The sequence below is a fragment of the Sphingomonas sp. BL-S-28 genome, assembly GCF_055521515.1.
In genome coordinates, this window is record NZ_CM145484.1 from 1,762,163 (window position 1) to 1,778,413 (window position 16,251).

The window sequence follows — 16,251 nt, forward strand, 5'->3', positions numbered from 1 at the left end:
TCCGCACCGTCGCCGGAATGCTGCAAATTGCGCGCGTCGATTGCAACCGATGGTGCGTTTCCGGTGTTATTTCTATTCACTGGCCCTTAAGCAATCGCGGTCTTATACCAAAAGTGATGACGACTACTTCGCGCGCCGCTCGCTCGCTCGCCGCCCTGCTGCTTCTGGCACCGCTCCCGCAGCCCTTCCTTGCACCGGCACTTGCCGGAACGACGGCCAATGCCGGCAAGGATGCTGCCGCCACGGCGCAGAAGTCGGCCCCGGGCACCAAGCAGCAACAGCCCGGTGCGCCGGCTTCGACGCGCCAGCGCCCGCTGCCGGTGGTGGTGAAGCAGGATGGCGATGATGAGCCGCTGGTGGGGGATGCCGATCCCTGGCTCTACCGCGGCAGCGACATTCCGCATGACAAGGAATGGCATTTCGGCGAACTGTCCAACGGCCTGAAATATGCCGTGCGCCGCAACGGCGTGCCGCCGGGTCAGGTTTCTATCCGCATCCGCGTCGATGCCGGTTCGCTGTACGAAACCGATTCGGAACGCGGCTATGCCCACTTGCTGGAACACATGCTGTTCCGCGAATCGAAATACATTCCCGAAGGCACCGCCATCGCCGCCTTCCAGCGCCTGGGCGCGACTTTCGGCAGCGACACCAATGCGGTGACATCCACCACGCAGACCGTGTTCAAGTTGGATCTACCCAACGCCACGCCCACCTCGCTGGACGAGACGTTCAAGCTGATGAGCGGCATGGTCACTGCGCCGGCGCTTTCGGCGTCGAACCTGAAGCAGGACCTGCCGATCGTCATGGCCGAAATGCGCGAGCGGGGCGGAGCCTCCAAGCGCGTGCAGCAGGCGATGCAGCAAGTGCTCTACGCCGGCCAGCCGCTGGCGCAGCGGGAGCCGATCGGCACGGTGGAAACGCTGACCGCCGCCACGCCGCAAAGCGTGCGCGCGTTCTATTCGCGCTGGTACCGGCCGGACAACGTGGCCGTGATCGTGGCGGGTGACGCCGATCCGGCGACGCTGGAAAGCTATGTGAAGAAGTGGTTCGCCGACTGGAAGGCCAGTGGCAAGCTGGCGACCGCGCCCAGCTTCGGCGATCCCGCGGCGCCGGCCGATGCCGATCCGAAGAACCCGGTGGGCGAGACGCGCGTGCTGGTGGAGCCGGACCTGCCGCCCTCGCTGCTCTATGCCACCTTGCGCCCCTGGCGGCAGGTGACGGACAATATCGCCTATAACCAGGGCCTGATGGTCGATGCCATCGCCCAGGCCGTGATCAATCGCCGCCTGGAAACGCGCGCGCGGGCAGGGGGCAGCTATCTCTCGGCCTCGGTCGACCAGCAGGACGTTTCGCGCTCGGCAGACGCCACGTTCGTCTCGATCACCCCGCTGGGCGATGACTGGAAGGCCGCGCTGCGCGATGTGCGCGCGGTGATCGCCGATGCGCTGACCCATCCGCCGACGCAGGAAGAGATCGACCGCGAAGTGGCGGAGCTGGACGTCAGCTTCCAGGTCCCCGTCGAACAGCGCCGCATCCTGCCGGGATCGAAGCTGGCCGACGACATGGTCAACGCGCTGGACATTCGCGAAACGGTGGCTGGGCCGGAAGACGTGCTGAACATCTTCCGCCAGTCCAAGCCGATGTTCACCCCGGCCAAGGTGCTGGAACATACCCAGCAGCTGTTCTCCGGCACCGTTACCCGCGCGCTGTTCACCACGCAGAAGCCGGGCGTCGTCACCGACGATGCCCTGCGCACCGCGCTGATGGAGCCGGTGAAGCCCGACGCCGCCACGCGCACGGCCAGCAACGCGCCGCCGGTCTCGTTCGACACACTGCCCGCCATCGGCAAGCCGCAGAAGGCGATTTCCGACAAGCCGACCGGCCTGCTGGATATCGAGCAACTGGACTTCGCCAATGGCGTGAAGGTTCTGCTCTGGCCGGTTCAGGAAGAGCCCGGCCGCGTGACTGTTAAGGTGCGCTTCGGCGGCGGTACCCGCTCGTTTTCGCCCAAGGATGCGCCCTATCTGGGGCTCGCGGACTATGCGCTGGTCGGCTCCGGCCTTGCCACGCTGGGTCAGGAAGACCTCGACCGGATTTCCACCGGCCGCAAGATGGGCTTCGACTTCAACACGCAGGACGCCTCTTTCGTCTTCACGGCGGAAACCCGCCCGCAGGATCTGGCGGACCAGCTCTATCTCTTCGCGGCCAAGCTGGACCTGCCGCGCTGGGATCCCAGCCCGTTCACCCGCGCCAAGGCGGCGGCGAAGATCCAGTACGATACTTATTCCACCTCTCCGCAGGGCGTGCTGAACCGCGATCTGACGTTCTATCAGCGCGGGCAGGACCCTCGCTTCGCCACGCCAACACCGGCGCAACTGGCCGGCACCACGGCCAAGGGTTTCAAGGCGGCGTGGAGCAAGGCGCTCGCCAGCGGGCCGGTGGAAGTGCAGATCTACGGCGATTTCGACAAGGTGGCCGCCATCGGCGCGCTGGAGAAGACCTTCGGCGCGCTAAAGCCGCGCAGCCCGGCGCCGATCGTGCCCGCTGCCGAGGTCAAGGTGCCCGCGCCTTCGGACGTGCCGATCGTGCTGCACCACCACGGCGATCCCGATCAGGCGGCGGCGGTGATCTCCTGGCCCACCGGCGGCGGCGCCATGGGCATCAGCGAATCGCGCAAGCTGGAAGTGCTGACCCAGCTCTTCACCAACCGCTTGCTCGACGCCGTGCGTGAGAAGCTGGGCGTGGCCTATTCGCCCTACGTCTATTCGCAGTGGCCGGTGGACATGAACACCGGCGGTTCGATCACTGCGATGGCGCAGATCGATCCCAAGTCCGCCACTGTGTTCTTCCAGACCGCCGACGAGATTGCCGAGAACCTGATCGCCAACCCGCCCAGCGCCGAGGAACTGGCGCTGGTGACCGAGCCCATGCGCCAGCAGGTAACCCGCGCGGCATCGAGCACGGCCTTCTTCATGAGCCAGCTTGAAGGCGCGACCTACGACCCGTCCCGCATCGGCACGGTGCGCACGATCCTCAACGATTACACGCAAGTCACGCCGCAGCAGATGCAGCAACTGGCCGCGCGCTATCTGGGCAAGGACAAGTCGTGGCGGCTTGAGGTGATGCCGGAAGGCAAAAGCTCCGGCACGGTAGCCAAGCGCTGATTGAAACGGGAGGCTTCGGCCTCCCGTTTTTGTTTAGGCGGTGTGTCGGGGAGGCGAATTCTGGCCGCCAAATAAGGTGCTGGCGGTTCTCAATGGGAAACAGGCTGGGTGTCATCCGCTGCCGCGTCGTCAGTGTTTAACTTCCGGGGCGATACCGAAGTCTGTGGTTTTTTGGTCGAGGTTGTCGTCCGGAATTATCCAATGCACCCGGCCTCGATAGACGCCGGTAACTGGCCTCGCATCGTTGTCGGTCACGGGTTTGAAGCGGGCGCGGTACATAATGTGGGAACACGTTGCCGTGTCGAGGCTGCCGGAACCGCTTGATGCCGTGACACTGCAATCGATGACTTTGCCTGTTGTATTAACGTCGAGGCGGAAGCCCGTCGTCCCTTGTGTGCCCGACCGCAAATCCTGCACAGGGTAGTCTTCCAGAGTTATCCATTTTGAAGGATCATTCAGCGGCGCTGCGGGCCTTTGTGGCAACGGATATTTTTCAGGCACATGCGGCACGTCACCCCCGCAAGGGATGAAACAATTTGGAGGGTTTAGAGGAGGCAAGGGGGCGATTACAATCAAGGGCGTCTCTGGCCACCCTTGCCGGTGTGGCAACTCGGCACGGCTATGCTTGGCCAATTCCTGATCCAACCCAATCAGCAATCCGGTATGCAATAGCGCCACAACAGCTAATGCCGTGCCATGCCGACGAATTGTGGTCCATCTCTCGACATTATTCATAACGACCTCCCTGTTGTAAGGTACGCTAATCGGGAGCGGCTAGCTAATAGGCTGTCTTAAAGAATTTCGGGGTGTTGTGGCGTTAAATGCCTGCCATTGTCATGTCGGTATCTGGCCGTTCGGCCGCTTCCGTGCATGACGTGGGGACTGGCGTTCTTCGCCGGGCGGCGAAATGCGAAAGATGGCACGACTCGGATCGAAAATGCCCGCCAAGTCCACCCTCCGGCAACAATCTTACCCATCGCCCCGGTGTTGCGGCGCAATCGATCACGCTGATCGCCTAAACCGGCTTTGCAAAAATTGCTTGGAGCGGCTATGGCGCGCCCCTTGTTTGCGGTTCTTGCCGGTTTGGCCCCATGCATTTGGCGCGGGGAGAGAAGGCGAAGGAACCGCCAGGAGTACGTAACGTGGCTAGCAATTGGACCCCGGAAAGCTGGAAGGCTAAGGAAGCCCGCCATCTTCCGGTATATGGCGATGCGGAGAAGCTGGGCGAGGTTGAGGCCACGCTTGCAAAGTTTCCGCCGCTGGTCTTTGCGGGCGAGGCGCGTGCTCTGAAGGCGGATCTGGCCGAAGTCGCCGCCGGTCGCGGTTTCCTGCTTCAGGGCGGGGATTGCGCGGAAAGCTTCGCCGAATTCAGCGCCGACAATATCCGCGATTCCTTCCGCGTGCTGCTGCAGATGGCGGTCGTGCTGACGTTCGCCAGCAAGCAGCCGGTGGTGAAGCTGGGCCGCATGGCGGGCCAGTTCGCCAAGCCGCGCTCGGCGCCGACCGAGATGGTGGGCGGCGTGGAGATGCCCAGCTACTTCGGCGACATCATCAACGGTATCGAAGGCACCGCCGAAGCGCGTCGCAACGATCCGGAACGCATGCTGCGCGCCTACACGCAGTCGTCGGCCACGCTGAACCTGCTGCGCGCCTTCGCGCATGGCGGCTATGCAAACCTGCGCCAGGTCCACCAGTGGACGATGGAACACATAGGCCGCAGCCCCTGGGGTGAGAAGTTCTCGCAGATGGCGGACCGCATTGGCGAGGCGCTGGACTTCATGGCGGCTTGCGGCGTGGACCCGACCTCGGTTCCGCAGCTGCAGGGCACCGACTTCTACACCAGCCACGAAGCGCTGCTGCTGCCTTACGAGGAAGCCCTGACCCGCCGCGATTCGCTGACGGGCGACTGGTACGACTGTTCGGCCCACATGCTGTGGATCGGCGACCGCACCCGCTTCGAAGGATCCGCTCACGTCGAGTACCTGCGCGGCGTTGGCAACCCGATCGGCATGAAGTGCGGGCCCAGCCTTGAGCCTGACGCGCTGCTGCGCATGCTCGATACGCTGAACCCGGGCCGCGAACCCGGTCGCATGACCCTCATCAGCCGCTACGGCTATGACAAGGTCGAGGCGGGCCTGCCCAAGCTGGTGCGCGCGGTGAAGGCGGAGGGTCATCCGGTGGTGTGGTCGTGCGACCCGATGCACGGCAACGTCATCAAGACCGACACCGGCTTCAAGACGCGCCCGTACGAGCGCATCCTGGCCGAAGTGCGCGGCTTCTTCGCCGTGCACCGGGCCGAGGGTACGCACGCCGGCGGCATCCATATCGAGATGACCGGCCAGGACGTGACCGAATGCACCGGCGGCGCCATCGCCATCACCGACGAGGCGCTGAAGGACCGTTACCACACCCACTGCGACCCGCGCCTCAACGGTGCGCAGTCGATCGAACTCGCTTTCGAACTGGCGGACCTGCTGAACCTGGAAGCGACCGAACGGCAGAAGCAGGCGGCCTGATCCGCCGGTTTCGACAAGCCTGAAGCCGAACATTGGAGCGGTTTTCGACCCGACTGCGTCGGATCGAAAACCGCTCTAAGTTTTTGGGTTGGCGCATTTCCCGAGACATCGGGTGATTCCACCTGATTGGAAAATGCTCCAAGCGGGCAGGGGAGAAGGCTCTCCTGCCCGTTTGTGCTTGCGGCCATGCTGCGAACTTGTCGGCCCGGCAATGTCGTCGTAGATTTTCCGAAAGCCGGGCGGGCCGATCGCCTGGGTGTGGATGGGAAGGCTGGGGCGATGAAAGTTTATACGCGGCGCATTCTTGGACTTGCGGGCTTTACCGCTTTGGCGCTGGGGGCCGGTTTCCCGCTGGCAGCGGGCTCCGCTCTGGCGCAGGAGAGCCAGCCTGCGCCCAGCGCTGCCCCCACGTCGCCCATCGTCGTGCAAGGCGACAAGGCCCAATCCGCAGCAGCCCAACCGGCCGCGCCGCAGTCCGCGATCGATAAGGCCGATCCGGTGGTTTGCGAGAAGATTCAAGAAATCGGATCGCGCCTGAAAGTGAAGAAAGTCTGCCTCACCAAAAGCCAGTGGGACGCGCAGAAGCGTGAGGACCGCATGAATATCGAACGCTCGCAAGTCACGCGCGGCGTCGGCAACTGACGGATAACCTGCGAACGAGGTTCTCACACTGCCTCGGCCCCAGTAAATTCCTCGATCAGTCGCTTCAAGCGGCCGGCAATCTCCGCCGTCGCCGGATTGTAGACCATCATGGACAGATCGGGCCGCCCCTCCAGCGTGGAATAGTCCGTCAGCACGGCGGCCGCCGCCACGTTCCAGGCCATGACGTCCAGGTGGCGGTGCGGATGATCGCCGGGCAGTTTTCCGGTCCTGCGCTGCTTCACGCTTGACCGTGCGAAATGCACGGGCCACCAATCGCGGCCATGATAAAAAACCTTCGGATCGCCATCAGCGTCGCCGCCGCGCCGCTCGCTCTCGCCGCTGCCTCGCAGCTTTCCGCGCAGGATACTGCTGCACACACCGACACGATGGCGAACGAGCAGGTCGCCGCGTACGACTGGGTGCGCCCGCAGGCGGACTACATCCGCCGCGTGGTGATGATCCCGATGCGAGACGGCAAGAAGCTCTACACCGTGATCGTCATGCGCAAAGGCACGCATGACGGCCCGATCCTGCTCAGCCGTACCCCCTACAACGCCGACAAGTCGACCAGCCGCAACCGCAGCCAGAAGATCGAGGAAATCCTGCCGGTCGCGGACGCAGACTTCGTGAACGACGGTTATATCCGCGTCTATCAGGATGTGCGCGGTCTGGACGGATCCGAAGGCGATTACGTGATGAACCGCCCGCTGCGCGGGCCGCTGAATCCCACGAAGGTCGATCACGCCACCGACACGTACGACACCATCGACTGGCTGGTGAAGAACGTGAAGGAAAGCAACGGCAAGGTGGGCATCACCGGGTCGTCCTACCTCGGCTTCACTTCGCTGATGGCGCTGATCGATCCGCACCCGGCGCTCAAGGCTTCGGTGCCGCAGAGCCCGATGGTCGACGGCTGGATGGGCGACGACTGGTTCCACAACGGCGCCTTCCGCATGTTCGGCTTCGATTACGACCTTGGCCAGACGGTCAAAAAGGGCGGCGGCGCGGTGCCGAAGGGCACGGGCGACGAGTATCGGGCCTATCTCGATGCCGGATCGGCGATGGAATACGCCAAGGCCTATGGCCTGCTGCAACTGCCGGTGGTGCGCAAGGTGCTGGAACATCCCAGTTATGACGCATGGTGGCAGGGTCAGGCGGTGGACAAGCTGCTGGCCGCGCGCAAGCTGACGGTGCCGACGATGCTGGTGGTGGGCCAGTGGGATCAGGAAGACAGCTATGGCGCCCCGGCGGTCTACAAGGCGCTGGAGCAGCAGGACACCAATAACGACATGGTTTCGCTGGCGATCGGGCCGTGGCGCCACTCGCAGGTGAATTACGAGGCGCGTGAGCTGGGCCCGCTGAAGTGGGAAGGCGATACCGGCGCCCAGTTCCGCCGCAATTACATGAAGCCGTTCCTCGACTGTCATCTCAAGACCGATGCGCCGAAATGCGATACGCCGCCGGTGCTGACCTATGCGACCGGCGCCGTGGGTGCGAAGGGCGGCTGGGAGGTTTCGCAGAAGTGGCCGGCGGGGAACTACACGCCGCTTTACCTTGCCGGCAATTACGGCCTCACGTGGTCGAAGCCCGCTGGCGGCAGCGACAGCTACGTGTCCGATCCGGCCAAGCCGGTGCCGATGCTGCCGCGCCCGGTGCATATGCAGGGTGAGGAGTGGAAGACCTGGCTCGTCCACGACCAGCGCTTCGTCGATGGTCGTCCGGACGTGCTCAGCTACACCACCGGCGTGCTCGACAAGCCGGTGCACATCATGGGCGCGCCCAAGGTGGAACTGCACGCCAGCACCACCGGGCAGGATAGCGACTATGTGGTGAAGCTGATCGACGTCTATCCGCAGGAGAACTCGGCCAATCCGGAAATGGCCGGCTACGAACTCGGCATCGGCATCGAGATCTTCCGTGGCCGCTATGTAAACGGTTTCGACAAGCCGCAGCCGCTGGAATCGGGCAAGGGCTATAGCTTCCAGTGGTCGCTGCCGAACGTCGATCACGTGTTCCTGCCGGGCCACAAGATCATGGTGCAGGTGCAGTCCAGCCTGTTCCCGCTCTACGACCGCAACCCGCAGTCGTGGGTGCCGTCGATCATGGAGGCCAAGGCCAGCGACTATGTGAAGGCGACCGAGACGGTGACTTATGGTGGCGATGCCGCCAGCGCCGTGTGGCTGCCGATCGCCAAGGACTGAAGCCTCTCCCGCGTGGGGAGGTGATGTGAAGTGCTGACGGGGGAGCGGACTCCCTCGTCAGCGCGTTCTGTCAGATTTCCTAAACTTCGCTAAGCCCGCCGGATTACACCGCGTTGCGCTTGGCAATCGCGCCCAGCACGGCCGCGCTCGGCTTGGGCGTGCGGGCGAATGTCGCGCGGTCGACAGAGCACAGGCCGTACTTGTGCTTGAAGCCGAACACCCATTCGAAGTTGTCCGCCAATGTCCAGTGGACATAGCCCAGCACCGGCACGCCATCGGCGATTACCTGCTGCAGCCCGGCGAGCGCTTCGGGAATGAACTTCGCGCGCACCGCGTCGTCCTCGATACCGATGCCGTGTTCGGTCACCATCACCGGGCGCCCGGTCGCCTCATGGGCATAGCGGACCGCACCGGCCAGCGAGGCGGGGTAGATTTCCGTGCCCATCTGATTGCGCGGCGCATCGGCGGGCGGCTGGACCTGACCGTCGGCATTCCAGATCGCGCGGGCATAGTTCTGCACGCCGATGAAGTCGTCCTGCTTCGCGAGGTCCAGCCAGGCGCCATAGAACTGCTTGCGGATCGCATCGCGCTGCGAATTCGCGCCCACGGCCTGATCGTCGCTCATGGTCAGGCTGACGCCCACCGGCAGATCGCCACGCGCGGCCTTGATCGCGGCGCGGCCGGCCTTGTGCGCGGCCAGCATGTTTTCTTCCAGCAGCGGAATGTCGTCATGCTCGGGCAGCATGCCGTTCTTGAAGTTGCTGGCCCCGCAGGCCGCACCCGCCGCCTGGTTCATCGCTTTCACCATGCCGGCCATCTGCGGCGGCAGGCCCTTGTCGACCAGGTGGATCATGTTCGGCTCGTTCAGCGTGGTGGCATAGCCCATGCCCGCCGCCAGCCGCCGCGCCGCCTTGTCGCAATAGCGGGCGAACAGGTCCGCCGCGTCCTTCTGCGTCCAGCCGCCCTGCGCGGCGAACCAGCGGGGCACGGTGAAGTGGTTGAACGTGACCATCGGCGTCAGCCCGCGCGCATGGCAGCCTTCGATGATCCGTGCATAGTGATCGAGCATGGCGATCGAGAACACGCCGGGGCGCGGCTCGATCCGGGCCCATTCGATCGAGAAGCGATAAGTGTCGAGCCCCATCTGTTTCACCAGATCGAGGTCACGCGGCCAGAGTTCGAAGGAGTTGTTGGCATCGCCCGAAGGCTCCATGAACATCGTCGGCTTCACCTGTTCGACCAGCCAGAGGTCGCTAAGCGTATTGTTGCCCTCCACCTGATGCGCGGCGCTGGCGGTGCCCCATTTGAAGCCTTTGGGGAACGCCTTCGGCGCCGCTGCCATCGCCTTGCCCGCCTGCGTGGCCAGCGCGCCGGCCGCCAGCCCGGAGGCCAATACTGTCCTGCGATCCATTACTCTCTCCCTGTTTGCGCCGGTTTACGGGATCAGCCGGTCGGCGGTTTCATTCCATGTCATCACGAGGTCGAAGTCGCGGTCCTCCAGCAGCCACTGCAGTTCCAGCCCATCCATCGCCGCCAGCACTTGCCGGGCGAGGCACTCGGGCGCGCCGCTCAAAGGCGCGAACAGTTCGGCGAAGCGCCGCCGCGCCAGTCGGTCGCGGGTGACGAAATAGGCGTGCGCGGGGTGATCGGCGGCCAGCGCCTCCACCCGCAGCATGGCGTAGAGGCGCACGAGTTCGGGCCGCTCCGCATTGCGGGCGACGATGGCGGCCAGCACGCGCAGCATTTCCGCGCGGTCGCAGGGGGCTGCATCGCTGGGGAACAGGGCGGCGATGGCGTGTTCGTCCTGCGCGTCGCGATGGTCCAGTACGGCGAGCAGCAGGTCGGTCTTGGAGCCGAAGTGGTGGAGCAGTCCGGCGTCGGTCATCGCGCAGCGCAGCGCCAGATCGCGGATCGAAAAGCCGTGAAAGCCGCGTTCGCCGATCACGGCAATGGCGCTGTCGAGAATCGCGGCGCGGCGATCCTCCCGGTTCATGCGGGTGCGCATGGGCTTCCTCTCGTTACCTAGTGATCGCTAGGTAAGGCGATTGGTGTGGGGCGGGAAGGGTGGGGCGGGAGGCATCGCCGGGACGAAGAAAGCCGATCCTCCCCCACCGGGGGAGGGGGACCGCCCGAAGGGTGGTGGAGGGGGCAGGCGCTGTGCTGCCGAAAGCCCCCTCCGTCAGCGCTGCGCGCTGCCACCTCCCCCGGTAGGGGAGGATCTAGGTCAGCTCTCGCCGAACAGCTCGCGCTGGGAAGCTTCGATTTCCTCGAAATACCGGCGCCTTGCATGGCGCTCGGTCACCACGCCGACGACTTTGCCCACGCCGTCCACCACCGCGAGTTCGTCCGCCACGGCAATGTCGAACGCCTTGATCATCGCGCGGATGTCGGTCGCCGGGGCGAGGGTGGTTTCGGTCAAGGTCGCCAAAGTGCCCACCTCGGTCTCGGGATCGAGGTTGGGGTTCCAGGCCGACGCAGTCGTGACGATGCCGGCATAGCGCTCGTCCCCGTCAAGCAGGATGGCCTTGCTGGCGGATCCCAGCGGCACCCGCGCACGGAATTCGGAGAGGGGCAGGTTGGCCGGCGCCGAAACCCAGTCCGTCCGCATGATCCGCCCGGCGGTTAGGCTGAGCATCCAGCCGATGTCGCGCGGGGACCGGATGATAGACCCGCGAATATGCAGCCGCCACGTGGAGAACGAATAGCCGAACGTCTCCCGCGTGAAGGCGCTGGAAACCAGCGAGGCGGTCAGCACCACGCCCATCAGCGCGAAGTCGTGCGTGGTCTCCAGGATCAGCAGCGCCAAGGTCATCGGCCCTCCGACGATGGAGACGGCCACGCCCGCCATGCCAACCAGTGCGGACTGCGTGGGGTCCAGCTCGATACCGAACGGCAGCATCTGCACCGCGTCGGCAAAGATCAGCCCGACCAGCGAGCCGAGGAACAGCGAGGCGAAGAACAGACCGCCGCGAAAGCCGAAGCTGAGCGAGATGACGGAAGCCATGATCTTCAATGCCAGCACCATCAGCAGGAACTGGATCGCCGGCTGCATGGCCAGGTTGAGGTGCATGGCCCCGTGCCCGGCGGAGAGCGACTGCGGCGAAAGCCATGCCAGCGGCATCAGCAGCAGCCCGCCGATCAGCGGGCGCCACTTCGCGATGCGGGTGAGTTTCTGGACATGGATCTCGATGAAGGTCACCAGCCGCATCACCAGAATGCCCACCAGCGCGCAGGCAAGGCCAAGGATGGCGTAGATGAAATAGTCCGGCGTGGTCAGCGCGCGGGTGCTGGATGCGGCAATCAGATAGGGCTCCACGCCCAGTTGCCGGGTGATGAAGGCGGCGCCCAAGGCGGCGGCGATGACCGGGGCGATGGCGGCCGGGGTATAAGTGCCGATCACGATCTCGAAGGCATAGAATGCCCCCGCCAGCGGCGCACCGAACGCTGCGCCCACCGCCGCGCCGGCACCTGCGCCCACCAAAGTGCGCATATCCGCGCGGCGCAGCTTGAACCACTGCCCCAGTACCGAGGCGACCCCGCCGCCCATCTGCGCATAAGCTGCTTCCAGCCCGACCGAGGCGCCGGCGCCGTTGGAAACGATGGTCTGGGCGGAGATGATCAGGTTGTCGATGAACGGAATCCGCCCGCTGTGCAGCGCGTTCGCCTCCACCACGTCGATCGGCGCGCGGCGGCGGCGGCGCAGCAGATAGGCGATGCCGATCAACACGAGGCCACCCAAGGGCAGGGCGAGCAGCCGGATCGGATGGCGGATTTCGCCGATGGCGCTCAGGCGGTTGCCGGTGACGCCGTAGAGTACTTGCTGGATGGCGTGGGCCAGAAAGCCCTGCAGATTGGTCAGCCAGCCCGCGGCGATGCCTGCGCCGACGGCAAGCAGGATGAACGCCAGTTCGCTTTCGCGCATGCGCCGTCGCTGGCGGACGACCAGGGCTTTGAGGGCATTGACGGCGGGACGTCGCATCGCCGCCGATTGGGCCTCAGGGCGTGGGAGAGTCAAGGTGGGTGTTGGGAGAAAAGGAGGAATTGCGATGGAAGCTCCTCCCCTGCAAGGGGAGGTGGCAGCCCGTTAGGGCTGACGGAGGGGTGTAACCGGTGCGTCGTGGCGCGACCGAAAGGCTGACACCCCTCCACCACCCTTCGGGTGGTCCCCCTCCCCTTGCAGGGGAGGACTTGGCTTATGCCCCAAACCAGCCCTTCGCCTCAGCCACCGCCAGTTCGCGCTCCATGTAATCCCACAGCGCCGGCGCACCCAGGCTGATCTGCGGCTTCAACCGCTTCACTACGCGATCATGACTGATGCCGTTCTCCCGCCAGCTCTGCCCCTCGTTACGCAAGTTCAGCAGGGCCGGCATGGCGCGGTCGATGGCGTGGGCGAAGCGGGCCTCGGCGGTCTGTTCTTCCTCGAACTCGATCCACAGGCCGCGCAGGTAATCCGCCTCGGCATCGGGCAGGATGCCGAAGATCCGGTCTATCGCCGCGCGTTCGGCCTGCTTGCGGTCTGCCAGACCTTCCTCGAAGAACACCATGACATCGCCGGTCTCGATCTCGCCGATGTCGTGGACCAGCAGCATCGCCATGACCCGCCCGATGTCGGGCGCACCCACGGCATAGGGCGCCAACGCCACCGCAAAGAGCGCGATCTGCCAGCTATGTTCGGCCGAGTTCTCGTAACGGTCCAGCCCGATCGGCTTCACCTTGCGGGTGACGGCCTTGAGCCGGTCCAGTTCCATGACGAAGTCGATGACGTTCTGCATTGTTTGCGAGCCTCCAGATGCGGAGCGCTCTGGAATCATGTCCGGCGATTCTCAAGCGAGGGGCGGGGAAATTCTTCTCAACCTCGCTCAAACCAATCGCCAAAACACCCCGTCATCCCCGCGAAGGCGGGGATCCCGCTTGTTCTTCTCCGCGGAGGCAGAAGGAAGCGGGGCCCCCGCCTTCGCGGGGGCGACGATGTGATTGGTAGGGGCCGCCGCTTACTTCGGCGGCATGCGAATGCCGCCATCAAGGCGGATGCACTGGCCGTTGAAGTACGTGTTGCGCGTCAGCTCCAGCACCAGAGAGGCGAACTCGTCCGGATTGCCCAGGCGCTTGGGGAAGGGCACGGCCTTGCCCAGCCCTTCGTAGACCGCCTCGTTCATCTCCTTCACCCGCAGCATCGGCGGGGTGGCGAACGTGCCGGGCAGGATGGCGTTGACGCGAATGCCCAGGTCCATCAGGTCGCGCGCCATCGGCAGCACCATGGCATTCACCGCGCCCTTGCCGCCGCCATAGGCGACCTGGCCGATCTGGCCGTCCTGCGAAGCGGCGGAGGAAGTGAGGATGATGCAGCCGCGCTCGCCATCGTCATTGACGGGGTCGGAATTGGCCATGCCGAGGGCCGCGATGGAGGCGACGCGGTAGGATGCGGTGAAGATGCCGTCGGCCGACTTGGCGATCTGCTCGGTCGGCGCGCGCTTGTAGGCGCCGGTGGCCTTGTCGAACGAAACGGTCTTGCCGCCGCCGGCCACCACCGCGCAGTGTACCACCACGCGTTCCTGCCCATGCGCGGCGCGGGCCTTGGCAAAGCCGGCCTCTACGCTTTCCTCGTCAAGGATGTTCACCTTGCAGAACACGCCGCCGATTTCGGCCGCGAAAGCTTCGCCCGCTTCCTCGCTGATGTCGAACACGGCCACTTTCACGCCGGCATCGGCCAGAGCCTTGGCGCTCGCCCGGCCAAGGCCCGATGCACCGCCGGTAACGACGGCGGCAAGCGTGGTGTCGATCTTCATCAATGGTCTCCCGGCACGATTCGTATTTGCGCCAAGGGCTAGCGCAACTCGGCAGGCGCCCGCGCGGGGAGAATGCGGGCGGGCGGCAAGTATCGCTCCCACGCGATGGCCTTATCCTGCTTGCGCCGATTGCCGATCAGGCTGCACCTTCGGTCAGGCGAGCGACAGGCGGCAGTGGAAGACCGTCACGCAAACAAGCATGCGGAGAGAGTGAAATGGCCGAAGGGGATGTTGTGCTGGACACCAGCGACGTCGACAAGTGGGTGGGCAAGCCCGTCATCTTCGCGGAGTTCTGGGACCCCTGCAATGCCACCGACATCCGCCGCTGGGCACAGGCGATGGACTATGCCAACCCCTTGCACTGGGACGAGAATTTCGCGCGCGCCAGCAAGTTCGGCGGCATCGTGGCGCCGCAGAGCTTCACCGTGGCGATGGACTATGGCCACGGTTGCCACCCGTCCTGCGTGGGCAAGATTCCCGGCTCTCACCTGATCTTCGCGGGTGAGGAGTGGTGGTTCTACGGCAACCCCGTCCGCCCCGGAGACAAGCTGACGCAGGAACGCACCTTCGCTGGCTATCGCATTGCCGAGACAGGCTTTGCCGGGCCGACGATGTTCGCCGATGGCGATACCGTGCACCGCAACCAGCACGGCGCGCTTGTTGCCAAGGAGCGGGCAACCTCGATCCGCTACCTCGTGGAGGAGGCGAACAAGCGCAAGGTCTATGACAAGGAAAGCCGCGCGCCGAAGCTTTGGACCAAGGCGGAACTGGATGAAGTGGCGAAGATCCGGCTGGACTGGATCAAGTCTGGCCGCGAGGGGATTTCGCCGCGTTGGAGCGCCGTGAACGTGGGCGACGCGCTGCCGCGCCGCGTGATCGGCCCGCACAGCCGCGTCACTTTCGCGCTGGAATGCCGCGCGCACCGGCAGAACATCTGGGGCACCTGGCGCTGGAATGTGCCCGAGGGCGTCTACGATCCGGCGCAGGAAGATGCAGGCTTCGGCGGCGACATGACTTACGATTTCGAAGCACGCAAGATCGATCCGCGTCAGGCGGATGGCCTGTTCCACGGCCCCAGTTCCGGCCACATCAACCCGGAAAAGGCCGAGAAAGTCGGCATGGGCGGCGCCTATGGCTACGGCTCGTCGATGAATGCATGGCATCTGGACACGGTGGCCTACTGGGCGGGGCATGAGGGCTATATCTGGCACTCGAAGACCCAGTTCCGCAGCCCGGCGTTCGAGGGCGACGTGACCTATGTGGACGCCACCGTGATCGACAAGCAGGAGACCAGCGAGTTCGGCATGCCGGTGGTCACGGTCGAAACCCGGATGACGACGCAGGACGGCGCGACGATCCTGAAGGGCACCGCCACGGTCTCGCTACCGCTGTAAGGGAGAAGGGCACCATGGCGGACCGTGAGGACATCGTCGAACGGCTGAATCTCTACGGGTTCGCCATGGACACCCGGCGGTGGGATCTGTTCGACCGGATCTTTCTGCCCTTTGCCGCCGTCGATTACGGCCCCGGATCGTGTTGGAGCGAGTTAGGTGCCTTCAAGGACGCGTTCGGTGCCTTTCACGCCCTGTTCGACGCCACCCAGCACATGATGAGCAATCACCTCGTGCGGGTGGAGGGTAACAGCGCCTTTTCGATGACTTACGGGCAATGGCGCCTGATCCGCTATGCAGCAGGCGATCCACCGGTGTGGGACGGCAGCGGCTATTACGACGACGAATGGACCCGCACGCCGGAAGGCTGGCGTATCGTTCGGCGGACTTGCCGGGTAATCTACTGGACGGGCAACCCGCGCGTCCAGACGCCCAGCGAAGACCTTGAATTCAAACTGGACCTCGCCGCGCTGCACAAGGAGGCGGATGGGGGCAGGGTCAGCGTGCTTGGGAAGGTGGCTCCTTCATCCTCTAACTATTAGGATGACCGC

Annotated in this window: 13 protein-coding genes; 6 read left to right on the plus strand and 7 right to left on the minus strand. The window is 64.7% G+C overall.

Annotated elements, in window-relative coordinates:
• Window positions 1-116: 116 nt before the first annotated feature.
• The gene (locus tag ACZ1JC_RS17080) at window positions 117-3,164 is read left to right on the plus strand and encodes a M16 family metallopeptidase (RefSeq protein WP_465135739.1); all 3,048 of its coding nucleotides are present in this window, start codon (window positions 117-119) and stop codon (window positions 3,162-3,164) included.
• Between the two features lie 129 nt (window positions 3,165-3,293).
• Here ACZ1JC_RS17080 and ACZ1JC_RS17085 read toward each other — a convergent pair whose 3' ends face one another.
• Window positions 3,294-3,899 (minus strand): energy transducer TonB, encoded by a 606-nt coding sequence (locus ACZ1JC_RS17085; RefSeq protein ID WP_465135738.1) that lies wholly within the window; start codon window positions 3,897-3,899, stop codon window positions 3,294-3,296.
• Window positions 3,900-4,306: 407 nt separating this feature from the next.
• Here ACZ1JC_RS17085 and ACZ1JC_RS17090 point away from each other — a divergent pair, with 407 nt between their 5' ends.
• A complete protein-coding gene (locus tag ACZ1JC_RS17090; RefSeq protein ID WP_465135737.1) occupies window positions 4,307-5,680 on the plus strand; it encodes a class II 3-deoxy-7-phosphoheptulonate synthase in 1,374 nt (457 codons plus the stop codon).
• Between the two features lie 279 nt (window positions 5,681-5,959).
• On the plus strand, window positions 5,960-6,322 hold the full coding sequence (locus tag ACZ1JC_RS17095) for a hypothetical protein (protein ID WP_465135736.1): 363 nt from the start codon (window positions 5,960-5,962) through the stop codon (window positions 6,320-6,322).
• A gap of 23 nt (window positions 6,323-6,345) precedes the next feature.
• Here the strand turns inward: ACZ1JC_RS17095 and ACZ1JC_RS17100 are convergent, their stop codons facing one another.
• Window positions 6,346-6,564 (minus strand): hypothetical protein, encoded by a 219-nt coding sequence (locus ACZ1JC_RS17100; protein ID WP_465135735.1) that lies wholly within the window; start codon window positions 6,562-6,564, stop codon window positions 6,346-6,348.
• Window positions 6,565-6,603: 39 nt separating this feature from the next.
• Between ACZ1JC_RS17100 and ACZ1JC_RS17105 the strand changes: the two genes are divergently transcribed.
• The gene (locus ACZ1JC_RS17105) at window positions 6,604-8,523 is read left to right on the plus strand and encodes a CocE/NonD family hydrolase (RefSeq protein ID WP_465135734.1); all 1,920 of its coding nucleotides are present in this window, start codon (window positions 6,604-6,606) and stop codon (window positions 8,521-8,523) included.
• 103 nt (window positions 8,524-8,626) lie between these two features.
• Here the strand turns inward: ACZ1JC_RS17105 and ACZ1JC_RS17110 are convergent, their stop codons facing one another.
• From ACZ1JC_RS17110 to ACZ1JC_RS17130, 5 genes are all read right to left on the minus strand, one after another.
• Window positions 8,627-9,934 carry a glycoside hydrolase family 1 protein gene (locus tag ACZ1JC_RS17110; RefSeq protein WP_465135733.1) on the minus strand — a complete coding sequence of 436 codons (1,308 nt, stop codon included), beginning with the start codon at window positions 9,932-9,934 and terminating at the stop codon, window positions 8,627-8,629.
• A 24-nt stretch (window positions 9,935-9,958) separates the two neighbouring features.
• Window positions 9,959-10,528, minus strand: coding sequence for a TetR/AcrR family transcriptional regulator (locus tag ACZ1JC_RS17115; protein ID WP_465135732.1), 570 nt, complete (start codon window positions 10,526-10,528; stop codon window positions 9,959-9,961).
• A gap of 219 nt (window positions 10,529-10,747) precedes the next feature.
• Entirely contained in the window at window positions 10,748-12,502 is a 1,755-nt protein-coding gene (locus ACZ1JC_RS17120; RefSeq protein ID WP_465135731.1) for a chloride channel protein, read from the minus strand.
• 214 nt (window positions 12,503-12,716) lie between these two features.
• Window positions 12,717-13,295, minus strand: a complete 579-nt coding sequence (locus tag ACZ1JC_RS17125; protein ID WP_465135730.1) for an HD domain-containing protein — start codon at window positions 13,293-13,295, stop codon at window positions 12,717-12,719.
• A 219-nt stretch (window positions 13,296-13,514) separates the two neighbouring features.
• Window positions 13,515-14,309: an SDR family oxidoreductase gene (locus ACZ1JC_RS17130; RefSeq protein ID WP_465135729.1), complete on the minus strand. Its 795-nt coding sequence runs from the start codon at window positions 14,307-14,309 to the stop codon at window positions 13,515-13,517.
• Between the two features lie 215 nt (window positions 14,310-14,524).
• Between ACZ1JC_RS17130 and ACZ1JC_RS17135 the strand changes: the two genes are divergently transcribed.
• Together ACZ1JC_RS17135 and ACZ1JC_RS17140 are read left to right on the plus strand one after the other, a co-directional pair.
• Window positions 14,525-15,703 carry an FAS1-like dehydratase domain-containing protein gene (locus ACZ1JC_RS17135; RefSeq protein ID WP_465135728.1) on the plus strand — a complete coding sequence of 393 codons (1,179 nt, stop codon included), beginning with the start codon at window positions 14,525-14,527 and terminating at the stop codon, window positions 15,701-15,703.
• Window positions 15,704-15,717: 14 nt separating this feature from the next.
• Entirely contained in the window at window positions 15,718-16,242 is a 525-nt protein-coding gene (locus ACZ1JC_RS17140) for a nuclear transport factor 2 family protein (protein ID WP_465135727.1), read from the plus strand.
• Window positions 16,243-16,251 lie beyond the last annotated feature (9 nt).

What these genes read in the sequence shown, in the direction of transcription:
- ACZ1JC_RS17080 (WP_465135739.1), top strand. Translation starts at nt 117, where the DNA reads ATGACGACTACTTCGCGCGCCGCTCGCTCGCTCGCCGCCCTGCTGCTT.
- ACZ1JC_RS17085 (WP_465135738.1), bottom strand. Translation starts at nt 3,899, where the DNA reads ATGAATAATGTCGAGAGATGGACCACAATTCGTCGGCATGGCACGGCA.
- ACZ1JC_RS17095 (WP_465135736.1), top strand. Translation starts at nt 5,960, where the DNA reads ATGAAAGTTTATACGCGGCGCATTCTTGGACTTGCGGGCTTTACCGCT.
- ACZ1JC_RS17105 (WP_465135734.1), top strand. Translation starts at nt 6,604, where the DNA reads ATGATAAAAAACCTTCGGATCGCCATCAGCGTCGCCGCCGCGCCGCTC.
- ACZ1JC_RS17110 (WP_465135733.1), bottom strand. Translation starts at nt 9,934, where the DNA reads ATGGATCGCAGGACAGTATTGGCCTCCGGGCTGGCGGCCGGCGCGCTG.
- ACZ1JC_RS17115 (WP_465135732.1), bottom strand. Translation starts at nt 10,528, where the DNA reads ATGCGCACCCGCATGAACCGGGAGGATCGCCGCGCCGCGATTCTCGAC.
- ACZ1JC_RS17120 (WP_465135731.1), bottom strand. Translation starts at nt 12,502, where the DNA reads ATGCGACGTCCCGCCGTCAATGCCCTCAAAGCCCTGGTCGTCCGCCAG.
- ACZ1JC_RS17125 (WP_465135730.1), bottom strand. Translation starts at nt 13,295, where the DNA reads ATGCAGAACGTCATCGACTTCGTCATGGAACTGGACCGGCTCAAGGCC.
- ACZ1JC_RS17130 (WP_465135729.1), bottom strand. Translation starts at nt 14,309, where the DNA reads ATGAAGATCGACACCACGCTTGCCGCCGTCGTTACCGGCGGTGCATCG.
- ACZ1JC_RS17135 (WP_465135728.1), top strand. Translation starts at nt 14,525, where the DNA reads ATGGCCGAAGGGGATGTTGTGCTGGACACCAGCGACGTCGACAAGTGG.
- ACZ1JC_RS17140 (WP_465135727.1), top strand. Translation starts at nt 15,718, where the DNA reads ATGGCGGACCGTGAGGACATCGTCGAACGGCTGAATCTCTACGGGTTC.